The 9,559-nt window shown below is 73.1% G+C and carries 9 protein-coding genes; 4 read left to right on the top strand and 5 right to left on the bottom strand.

Annotated elements, in window-relative coordinates:
- Positions 1-173 precede the first annotated feature (173 nt).
- From ACJOT3_RS17580 to ACJOT3_RS17595, 4 genes are all read right to left on the bottom strand, one after another.
- Positions 174-1,733: a hypothetical protein gene (locus tag ACJOT3_RS17580; RefSeq protein WP_406973922.1), complete on the bottom strand. Its 1,560-nt coding sequence runs from the start codon at positions 1,731-1,733 to the stop codon at positions 174-176.
- Between the two features lie 419 nt (positions 1,734-2,152).
- Positions 2,153-3,382 (bottom strand): acyl-CoA dehydrogenase family protein, encoded by a 1,230-nt coding sequence (locus ACJOT3_RS17585; RefSeq protein WP_406973923.1) that lies wholly within the window; start codon positions 3,380-3,382, stop codon positions 2,153-2,155.
- 228 nt (positions 3,383-3,610) lie between these two features.
- On the bottom strand, positions 3,611-4,009 hold the full coding sequence (locus tag ACJOT3_RS17590; RefSeq protein WP_406973924.1) for a dienelactone hydrolase family protein: 399 nt from the start codon (positions 4,007-4,009) through the stop codon (positions 3,611-3,613).
- Positions 4,010-4,075: 66 nt separating this feature from the next.
- On the bottom strand, positions 4,076-4,249 hold the full coding sequence (locus tag ACJOT3_RS17595; protein ID WP_406973925.1) for a hypothetical protein: 174 nt from the start codon (positions 4,247-4,249) through the stop codon (positions 4,076-4,078).
- 136 nt (positions 4,250-4,385) lie between these two features.
- Between ACJOT3_RS17595 and ACJOT3_RS17600 the strand changes: the two genes are divergently transcribed.
- From ACJOT3_RS17600 to ACJOT3_RS17610, 3 genes are all read left to right on the top strand, one after another.
- Positions 4,386-5,240 (top strand): NAD(P)-binding domain-containing protein, encoded by an 855-nt coding sequence (locus tag ACJOT3_RS17600; RefSeq protein WP_406973926.1) that lies wholly within the window; start codon positions 4,386-4,388, stop codon positions 5,238-5,240.
- Positions 5,241-5,303: 63 nt separating this feature from the next.
- Complete coding sequence (locus tag ACJOT3_RS17605) at positions 5,304-5,858, top strand: hypothetical protein (RefSeq protein WP_406973927.1); 555 nt, start codon at positions 5,304-5,306, stop codon at positions 5,856-5,858.
- 150 nt (positions 5,859-6,008) lie between these two features.
- Positions 6,009-6,407, top strand: a complete 399-nt coding sequence (locus ACJOT3_RS17610) for a YybH family protein (protein ID WP_406973928.1) — start codon at positions 6,009-6,011, stop codon at positions 6,405-6,407.
- A gap of 120 nt (positions 6,408-6,527) precedes the next feature.
- Here ACJOT3_RS17610 and ACJOT3_RS17615 read toward each other — a convergent pair whose 3' ends face one another.
- Positions 6,528-7,970 carry a helix-turn-helix domain-containing protein gene (locus ACJOT3_RS17615; RefSeq protein ID WP_406973929.1) on the bottom strand — a complete coding sequence of 481 codons (1,443 nt, stop codon included), beginning with the start codon at positions 7,968-7,970 and terminating at the stop codon, positions 6,528-6,530.
- Between the two features lie 220 nt (positions 7,971-8,190).
- Between ACJOT3_RS17615 and aceA the strand changes: the two genes are divergently transcribed.
- Entirely contained in the window at positions 8,191-9,489 is a 1,299-nt protein-coding gene (gene aceA / locus ACJOT3_RS17620; protein ID WP_406973930.1) for an isocitrate lyase, read from the top strand.
- Positions 9,490-9,559 lie beyond the last annotated feature (70 nt).

Here is a 9,559-nt window from a genome sequence, read left to right on the forward strand (position 1 = left end):
GCCCCGGCTCCCCCAACGGGCCGGGCCGCAAGAGCCATCGCGCGCAGGGGCTCCGGGCACGGCCGCACGGACCGGGCCGCGGCGAGGATCCTCCGTTCGACGGCCTCCCCCCGGCCGACGCCGAGTGTTCCCCACGTCGGGCAGGGCCCGGGGCCCGGCGGCGGGCGCGCCGGTCAGCGCCAGCTGCCCCGGACCTCCAGGGCGCCGTCCGCGGCGACCAGGGTGGCCCGGCCGTCGTGGTCGTCGATGGTGCGGGGCCGCAGGGTCCCGCGGAACGCCGGGGTGGACACCCGCACCCGGTCGGGCGTGTGCGCGTGGAGGATCCGCAGCCGCCAGGGCTCCCCCGGATCGGCGGGGTCGGCGGGGGCCGCCAGGTGGACGGTGATGTCGGAGCCCAGGGTGCCTCCCTCCCACGGCCGCTCGGCGGTGTAGGAGACCAGGCGCAGGGCGGCGGCGGAGGGCACGTCCACGGGCCCCCGCCTCGGGGCGGTGCGCGGCGCCGAGGCGCCGTCCCGCCCTTGCTCTCCGTCCTGCCCGTTCCGGACGTCCTTCCCGTTCCGGCCGTCCTGACCGTTCTGCCCGTTCAGTTCGCGGGCGAGCCGCCGGGCCTCCTGTAGTTCGTCGACGCCGGAGGTCTGGAACACCCGGTCCAGCGCCCGGACGAAGTGGGCGGCCGTCTCCGCTCCGCCGCGGCGGACCCAGAGCAGGGCCAGCTCGCGGAAGGCGTGTTCGCGCCGCCCCTGGGTGAAGTGCCCGGCGGCCGCGGCGATGTCCGTCCCCGCCCCGCTCAGGGCCCGGCACAGGGCGGACACCGGAGTCCTGGTCCACTGGGGGTCGCGGCTGGACGAGCGGATCTCGACCATGGTCCAGATGAGCAGGTTGCGCAGGGCCCGGGCGGCGGGCCCGTGGACCTCCCCGGTGAGGGGGCCCGCGTCGCGGTCCCGGTCGCGTCTTCGGGCGGGCTCGGGAGGGGGCTCGGGCTGGGGCGACCGGCTCGGCCGGGCCGGCGGCAGGCGCATCCCCCCGAAGGCCTCGCGGACCTCCAGCGTGGCGGCGGGACCGCGCAGCATCCCGTCGCCGAAGGACACCGTGACCCCGTAGTGGTCGCAGGAGAGGCGGGCACCGGGGGTGTCGCGGGTGTCGAAGCGGACCTCGTCCACCTCGGGCAGGTGCACGACCAGTTCGACCGCACCCTCGCCCTCCCCCGCCCCTTCTGCCGCCGGGTCCGGGCGGGTGCGCTCCGCCGCGAGGGCGACCCTGGCGGTCAGCCGGGTGCCCCGGCGCTCCACCGACAGGGTGCTGACCGTGGCGGTGTCCAGGCGGTGTTCGGCGGCCAGCTCTTCGGTGACGCCGCCGGTCACCGGGACGGCCGCGGCACCCGCGTCGCCGGAGGCCTCCCGCGCGGGCGGCAGCAGCGCCTCGATGTCATACCCGGCCTCGGCGGCGCCCGCGGCCATCCAGGCCCGGCGCGCGGGTCCGAGGTCGGCCATCCACCGCAGGGCCCGGCGGGCGCGCCGGTCCCGGGCCCGGCGGGTGCGGCCCAGCGCGGAGACGAAGAGGGCGTGGGTGTTGTTGTCCCAGACGTCCGCGGTGGTGCGGACGGTCTCGCGGTCGTGGAACCGGGCGTCGGCGGTGGCGTCCTCGATCTGCACGAGGGAGCGGTCCAGAAGCGCGCTCAGAACGGCCAGAGCGGAGGCGGGGCGCGGGTCGGCGGGGGGTGGGGTGCCGGGCATACCCGGAATCCTGGCACATCCGCGCCGCGGGCACGAAGCGGCGAAGGTCCCGCACGGGAACGCCTGCGGGAACACGCCGGGACGGCCGCGGGGGCGTGCGGCCGCGGAGGGCCGGACGGCCGTGGGGCGGGGGCGGCAACGACCGCGGGGAGGATGCGGGAACGGCCCCGGGACGAGGGTGGGGACGCCGACGGGGAGACTGCGGGACCAGTGCGGACCGATACGGGGCGGTGCGGGAACGGCCCCGGAATAGCCGTGGGGCGGGTGCGGCGACGGGGAAACCCGCCGCACCCGCCCCGTGGTCGTGCGACCCGGGCGGGGCCGGGGACCGCAGGTCCCCGTCGGAGCGCCCCGCCGGGCCGGTCACGAAGGGCGGCTCGGGCCGCCCGGCCCCGGGCGCACCGCCTTCCCGCGTTCCGTCAGCGGATGGGGAGTCCGGTGATGGTGCGGCCGATGATGAGCTTCTGGATCTCGCTGGCGCCCTCGAAGATCGTGAAGATCGTCGCGTCGCGGTGCCAACGCTCCACGGGGTATTCCCTCGTGTAGCCGTTGCCACCGAGGATGCGCACCGCGTTCTGGGTCACGAAGGTGGCGGTCTCGCTGGCGTAGAGCTTGCTCATGGAGCCCTGCGCGTGGTCGAAGTCCTTGCCGTTGCGGGCCATCCAGGCGGCGCGCCACACCAGCAGGCGGGCGGCGTCGATGCGGGTGGCCATCTCGGCGAGGAGGAAGGCCACGCCCTGGTTGTCGCCGATCGGCCTGCCGAACTGCTCGCGCTGGGTGGAGTACTCCAGGGCGTACTCGTAGGCGGCACGGGCACAGCCCACGGCCATGGCGCCGACGGTGGGGCGGGAGGCCTCGAAGGTCTTCATGGCGGCCTGGCCCTTGGAGCGCTGCCCCTCGCGGGCGCGGGCGATGCGCTCGTCGAGCTTCTCCTTGCCGCCCAGCAGGCAGGCGCCGGGGACGCGCACGTCGTCGAGGACGACCTCGGCGGTGTGGGAGGCGCGGATGCCGTGCTTGGCGAACTTCTGGCCCTGGCTCAGGCCGGGGGTGTTCGGCGGGACGATGAAGGTGGCCTGGCCGCGCGAGCCCAGTTCGGGGTCGACGGAGGCGACGACCACGTGGATGTCGGCGATGCCGCCGTTGGTGGCCCAGGTCTTGGTGCCGTTGAGGACCCACTCGTCCTTGACGGCGTCGTAGACGGCGCGGGTCTTGATGGCGGAGACGTCGCTGCCGGCGTTGGGCTCGGAGGAGCAGAACGCGGCGAGCTTGATGTCGTCGGCGGTGCCGAACATCTGCGGCGTCCACTCGAAGAGCTGTTCCTGGGTGCCGTTGGCGGCGACGGAGACGGCGGCCAGGCCGGTGCCGGTGATGGCCAGCGCGATGCCCGGGTCACCCCAGTAGAGCTCCTCGAAGGCGACCGGGATGCCCAGTCCGCTCGGCTCCAGCCACTGGTTGGCGAAGAAGTCGAGGGAGTAGAGGCCGATCTTGGCGGCCTCCTGGATGATCGGCCAGGGGGTCTCCTCCCGCTCGTCCCATTCGGCGGCGGCGGGGCGGATGACGTCGGCGGCGAACCCGTGGGTCCAGTCCCGGACCTCGCGAACGTCCTCGCTCGGTTCCAGGCTGAAGGCGGGCGCGGTGGCCTCACTCATGCGCTTACATCCTTTGTCGGACCCTCCGGGGGAGGAGGGGGAGATCAAGTCGTGTTACCAACGGTAACACTGAGGATGTGCGGGCACAATCGCCGACCCCGGCCAACCGGGGAAGAGCAGGAGAAGAACACGGGAACGCCGGGCCTCGGCGGGATCGCGGCGCGGGGTACAGGCGCGCGGGGGTGCGGGGCGCGGCGGTATGGGCCCCGGGACACGGGGCCCGGTCGGCTATCCGCCCAGCCGCCCGATCACGCGGGAGCGGGCGAGCGCGTGGGCGTCCCCGTCGAACCCGGGGGCGCCGCGCTCGGCGAACCAGTGCCCCGCCCCCTCGTACACGTGGACCTCCGGCTCGACACCCACCCGGCGGAACCCCTCGACGGTCTCCGCCACCTCATCCTCCGTGAAGTACGGGTCGTCCGGCACCCGGTGCAGCTCCACCCTCCGGGTGCGCCCCACCTCTCCCCCGGGCGACCACCCGCCGTAGAACAGCACCAGCTCGTCCGGCCCGGCCGCGCCGCGACCGGCGAGCCGCGCGGCGAAGAACGCTCCCAGGGAGAAGCCCACCGCCGCCCAGGGCCGCCCCCGGCCGGACAGGCCGTCCGCGATCACGCCCAGTTCCCTGAGCACGGCGCCGTGGTCCAGGCCTTCGGCGAGGGCCTCGGCCTCCGCGACCGTGTCGACGACCCGCCCGCCCTACAGGTCCGGGACCAGAACGCGGCGGCCCGCGGCCGCCAGCGCGTCGGCCCACTCCAGCACCGCCGGGGTGACACCCCACCACGGGTGCAGGAGCAGCACCGGGCGCCCCGCGCCGGGCCCGATCCCGGTCACGCCGATCCCCCCGTTGGTACCGTTCACCGTGTTCCCCATGCTTCCTCCCGTTGGTCGGCCCCATCCTCCCCGACACCGCCGACGATCCGGCCGGACCGGCGGGGGCACGGCACACACCCGGCGGGGGCGCGGCACGCCCGGCGGGGGCACGCGGACGCACACCACGAGGAGAGGCATGACGGACACACCTTCCACCGCACCGGCCACCACACCTTCCCCCGCATCGGCCCCCGCGCCTTCCACCGCACCGGCCGTTCCGCCGGCAGCCCGGTACGGGTTCATCGGCACCGGCGAGATCACCGCGGCGCTCGTGACGGGCCTGTGCACCGGGACGGGCACCCCGCCGGAGATCCTGCTGTCCCCCCGCAACCGCGACGTGGCGCGGGGGCTCGCCGAACGCTTCGCGAGCGTCCGCGTGTGCGCCGACAACCAGGAGGTACTCGACGCGGTGACGGTGGTCGTGATCGCCGTGCTCCCCCCGGTGGCCGTGGACGTGCTGGAGGAGCTGTCCCTGCGGCCCGACCACGTGGTCGTGAGCGCGGTGGCCGGGCTGCCCCTGCACCGGTTGGCGGGACCGGCGGCCCCGGCCCGCACCGTGGTCCGCTCGATCCCGCTGCCGCAGGCCGCCCACCACGGCAGCCTCACCGTGCTCTACCCCGACGACGCCGACGCCCGCGCGCTGTTCTCCCGGGTGGGCGAGGTGGTGGTGCCCGACGACGAGGACGCCCTGGAGGCGTTCAGCGCCGTGACCGCGACCTTCGCGGCGCAGCTGGACCAGTTGTCGACCATCGCCGGCTGGCTGGCCGGGCGGGGCGTGGCGGCCGGGGTCGCCGACGCCTTCGTCGCCCGTATCTTCGCCGAGATGGGCCGCTCCCTGGTCGACTCCGGCGAGCCGATCGCCGCGCTGGCCGAGGCGCACACCACCCCCAACGGCAACAACGAGCGGTTCCGGGCCGAGCTGCGCGAGGCGGGCGTCCCCGGCGAGGTCCGCCGGGCCCTGGACGTCATCCTGGAACGGCTGCGCGCATAGTCCCGTCGCGTGTCCTGTGTGTCCGGGCCGGGGCGGCGGGACGCGGCGGGTTACCGTGGCCGGGTGGAGGTTCTGACCCTGCTCTTCTCGCTGGTCGCGGCCACGGCCGGCATCGTCCTGTGGCGCCTGGAATGGCTCAAGGCACCGCGGCACGCCTGGCGGGTGCGCCGCCACCTCACCCCGTCCTCGCCGCCCACCGCCACCGACCCGCCGCACCCGGGCCGGGCCGACGTCCACGTTCTGCCCGAGGGGCGCGACACCGTCTACAGCGTGGTCTGCACCCTGCGGGGCGCCTCCGCCGCCGGGCTGCGCCCGCGGGTCCGCAAGAACCGGGTCTCCCCCGACTCCGACCCCCTGCACCTGTCGGTCACCCTGCCCGACCCCGACCCCGGCGACCTGTGGGTGGAGATCACCTGGGTCACCTTCCGGCCCAGCCTGCACCACGGCGAGCGCATCAACGTGCACACCGGCGAGTTCCTGCGCTGGAGGTGGTCCTGGACCTCCCTGCGGCTGGGCCGCCGTCCCGGCGAGGGCTGGGAGAGCGCGCGCCTGTACCGGACCCGGGGGCGGTGGATCCACCACTCGGCGCGCCCGCTGGCCCTCATCCCCGACGACTGAGCCGGGCGGGCGGCCGAGGACGGGCGCGGTCGGCCCGGGTCGGCCGGGGTCGGCCGAGGTACCGGCTCCGCCCTCCCCGTCCCGCCGACCGATGATTTCCGCGTCCCGGACGGGTCTGCACAGGTGAACCGCAACCGAGAGGAGCGACCCGTGTCCGAGAACGAACGCCTCGTCAGGGAACTGGTCGAGCGCTGGGCGGCCGCGATCAGCGGCGGCGACCTGGAGACCGTGCTCGCCGACCACACCGACGACATCGTCATGTTCGACGTGCCCCCGCCCCACGACGGGGTGCGCGGCGCGGCCGCCTACCGCGAGGTCTGGCCCGACTTCCTGGCCTGGCAGACCTCCGGGGGGACCTTCGACCTGGTCGAACTCGCGGTGACCGCGGGCGACCGGGTCGCCTTCGCCCACGCGCTGCTGCGCTGCGACACCCCCGAGGGACTGGCCGAGTTCCCCGACCGGCGGCTGCGCCTCACCCTGGGGCTGCGCAAGGAGGACGGACGGTGGGCGATCGCCCACGAGCACCACTCGTTCTGTACCGAGGGCTGAGGAGCGGGGCCAGGGAGTAAGGGGCGACCCGGCGGGACCGTACCGGAGAACACGGAAGGGGGCCGCGGCGTGCGCCGCGACCCCCTTGCCTTCCGGACACCCTGTTCTCCGGCCCCCGGGTCAGTCCTCGTGGGCGTACTTCTCCAGGAACGTGTAGACGTCGTGCTCGTCCACCCCGGGGAAGGTCCCCGACGGCAGCGCCGACAGGACGTGCGAGTGGGCGCGCGCCGACGGCCACACGTTGCCCTCCCAGCGGGCGGCCATCTCCGCGGGCGGGCGCACGCAGCACTCGCCGTTGGGGCAGTTGGACTTGGTGCGGTTGGTGGTCTCCCGCCCCCGGAACCAGCGCGACTCCTTGTAGGGAACGCCCAGGGTGATGGCGAAGTTGCGTTCCCGGCTGGGGTCGACGTGCGCCACGCACCAGTGGGTGCCGTTGGGCTTGTCGGTGTACTGGTAGTAGATCGAGTACCGGTCCGGGGAGGCGAACACCTGGCGGCCCGACCACTGGCGGCACATGCGCTGGCCCTCGATGGCGCCGGTCTCGTCGGTGGGGAAGACCAGCCCGTCGTTCTCGTAGGCCTTGTAGATGATGCCGGTCTCGTCGTTGCGGATGAAGTGGCAGACGAGGTCGAGGTGGCGGTAGGCGAGGTTGGTGAACCGGTGCGCCGCCATCTCGTAGGACACCGAGTAGACGTCGCGCAGGTCCTCGACGGACAGGTCGCGGGCGTGCTTGGCCTCCTGGAGGTAGGTGACCGAGGTGGACTCGGGGATGAGGACGGCCGCCGCGAAGTAGTTGGCCTCCACGCGCTGGCGCAGGAAGTCGCCGAAGTCCTTGGGCTTCTGGTGGCCGAGCACGACGTGGCCCAGGGTCTGGAGCAGGATCGTGCGCGGGCTGTGCATGCCCAGGGTGGTCTCGCGCTTGAGGTAGATGCGCCGGTTGACGTGGTCGGTGAGGGAGCGCACCGAGCGGGGCAGGTCCTGGACGTAGCGGAGGCTGAACCCGTGGTGGGTGGCGATGGCGAGGATCTGGCCCTGGGAGAGGGCGCCGGCGCTGTAGTTGACGGCGTCGAGGGTCTCGGCGGCGATCTTCTCGATGTGCTCGAAGTAGTTGCCGCGTTCGCGCATCTGGCGGCGCAGGTCGGCGTTGGCCCGGCGGGCCTCCTCGGGGGTGGCGGTGGGCTTGGCGCTGCGGCGCTTGAGCTCGTCGTACAGGCCCACGATGTGTTCGAGCACGTCGTTGGGGACCCGCTTGCCGACCTTGAGGTGGGGCAGGTTGAGGGTCTGGTAGACGGGGTCGCGCTGGGCCTCCTCGACCGCGATCTCCAGCTGGGCGCGACGGCTGGGGGGCTGCTTGGAGAGAAGTTCTTCGACGGAGACGCCGAGGGCCGACGCGAGAGATGTGAGAAGGGAGAGCTTGGGCTCGCGTTTGCCGTTCTCCAGCAGGGAGAGCTGGGAGGGCGCCCTGCCCACGCGTTCTCCCAGGTCAGAGAGGGTCATGCCGCGCGCCCGACGAAGATGACGGAGCCGCTGGCCGAAGGTGACGAGATCTAGGTCACCTGTCAAAGACGGTATTTCTTCAGCACCAAAGTACGCCATGCGTTCATGGTACGGAAAGAAACGACGATCTTCACCCGATTTCGAGTGGAAAAGCCTTGGATCTTCCCTAAGAATCATAGTTACCGGCGGGGAACTTACCGCCCAGGGCTCACCCCCTGGCCCCGGGCAGGGCCTCCCCTCGACCGGTGCGAACACCTTGGGGACTACACGTAAGGCGGGAACGCACATGAGCACCAGCGCTCGACGACAGGAAGCCAGCGCGGCACTCCAGCGGGAGTGGGAGACCGACCCCCGGTGGGCCGGGATCGAGCGCACCTACTCCGCCGACCAGGTGATCAAGCTCCGCGGCTCGGTCACCGAAGAGCACACGCTGGCCCGTCTCGGTGCCGAGCGCCTGTGGAACCTGCTGCACACCGAGGACTACGTCAACAGCCTCGGCGCCCTCACCGGCAACCAGGCCGTCCAGCAGATCCGCGCCGGCCTCAAGGCCATCTACCTCTCCGGGTGGCAGGTCGCGGCCGACGCCAACCTGTCGGGCAACACCTACCCGGACCAGAGCCTGTACCCGGCCAACTCCGTCCCGGCCGTCGTCCGCCGCATCAACAACGCCCTGATGCGCGCCGACCAGATCACCTGGGCCGAGGGCGACGACAGCGCCCCGCACTGGCTCGCCCCGATCGTCGCCGACGCCGAGGCCGGCTTCGGCGGCGTCCTCAACGCCTACGAGCTCATGCGCGGCATGATCGCCTCCGGCGCGGCGGGTGTGCACTGGGAGGACCAGCTGGCCTCCGAGAAGAAGTGCGGCCACCTGGGCGGCAAGGTCCTCATCCCCACCGGCCAGCACGTCAAGACGCTGAACGCCGCGCGCCTGGCCGCCGACGTCGCCGGTGTCCCCTCGCTGGTCATCGCCCGCACCGACGCGCAGGCCGCCACGCTGATCACCAGCGACATCGACGAGCGCGACCAGCCCTTCGTCACCGGTGAGCGCACCGCCGAGGGCTTCTACCGCTTCCGCAACGGCGTCGACGCCTGCGTCGCCCGCGGCCTGGCCTACGCCCCGCACTCCGACCTGCTCTGGATGGAGACCGCGACCCCGGACCTGGAGGTCGCCCGCAACTTCGCCGAGCGCATCAAGGCCGAGTACCCGGACCAGATGCTGGCCTACAACTGCTCGCCGTCCTTCAACTGGAAGCGGCACCTGGACGACGCGACCATCGCGAAGTTCCAGCGCGAGCTGGGCCACATGGGCTACAAGTTCCAGTTCATCACCCTGGCGGGCTTCCACTCGCTCAACTACTCGATGTTCAACCTGGCCAAGGGCTACGCCCAGAACGGGATGACCTCGTACGTCGAGCTGCAGGAGGCCGAGTTCGCGGCGGAGGCCGACGGCTACACCGCGACCCGCCACCAGCGCGAGGTCGGCACCGGTTACTTCGACACCATCAGCACGACCATCGCGCCCGAGGCCAGCACCACGGCTCTCACCGGCTCCACCGAGGAAGACCAGTTCTCAGCGGCTCACTGACCCTGGTCTTCTCTTCCCAGGCGGTCGCCTCTCCCCGCTTTCGTGGCTGGGGCGGGGCGGGGCGACCGCC

The organism is Nocardiopsis protaetiae, assembly GCF_045446735.1.
In the GTDB taxonomy this organism is placed as follows: Bacteria; Actinomycetota; Actinomycetes; order Streptosporangiales; family Streptosporangiaceae; genus Nocardiopsis; species Nocardiopsis protaetiae.

Bases quoted from the DNA above. Each gene is read 5' to 3' on its own strand.
- aceA (WP_406973930.1), top strand. From the start codon at position 8,191: ATGAGCACCAGCGCTCGACGACAGGAAGCCAGCGCGGCACTCCAGCGG.
- ACJOT3_RS17595 (WP_406973925.1), bottom strand. From the start codon at position 4,249: ATGGGGAACACGGTGAACGGTACCAACGGGGGGATCGGCGTGACCGGG.
- ACJOT3_RS17580 (WP_406973922.1), bottom strand. From the start codon at position 1,733: ATGCCCGGCACCCCACCCCCCGCCGACCCGCGCCCCGCCTCCGCTCTG.
- ACJOT3_RS17600 (WP_406973926.1), top strand. From the start codon at position 4,386: ATGACGGACACACCTTCCACCGCACCGGCCACCACACCTTCCCCCGCA.
- ACJOT3_RS17585 (WP_406973923.1), bottom strand. From the start codon at position 3,382: ATGAGTGAGGCCACCGCGCCCGCCTTCAGCCTGGAACCGAGCGAGGAC.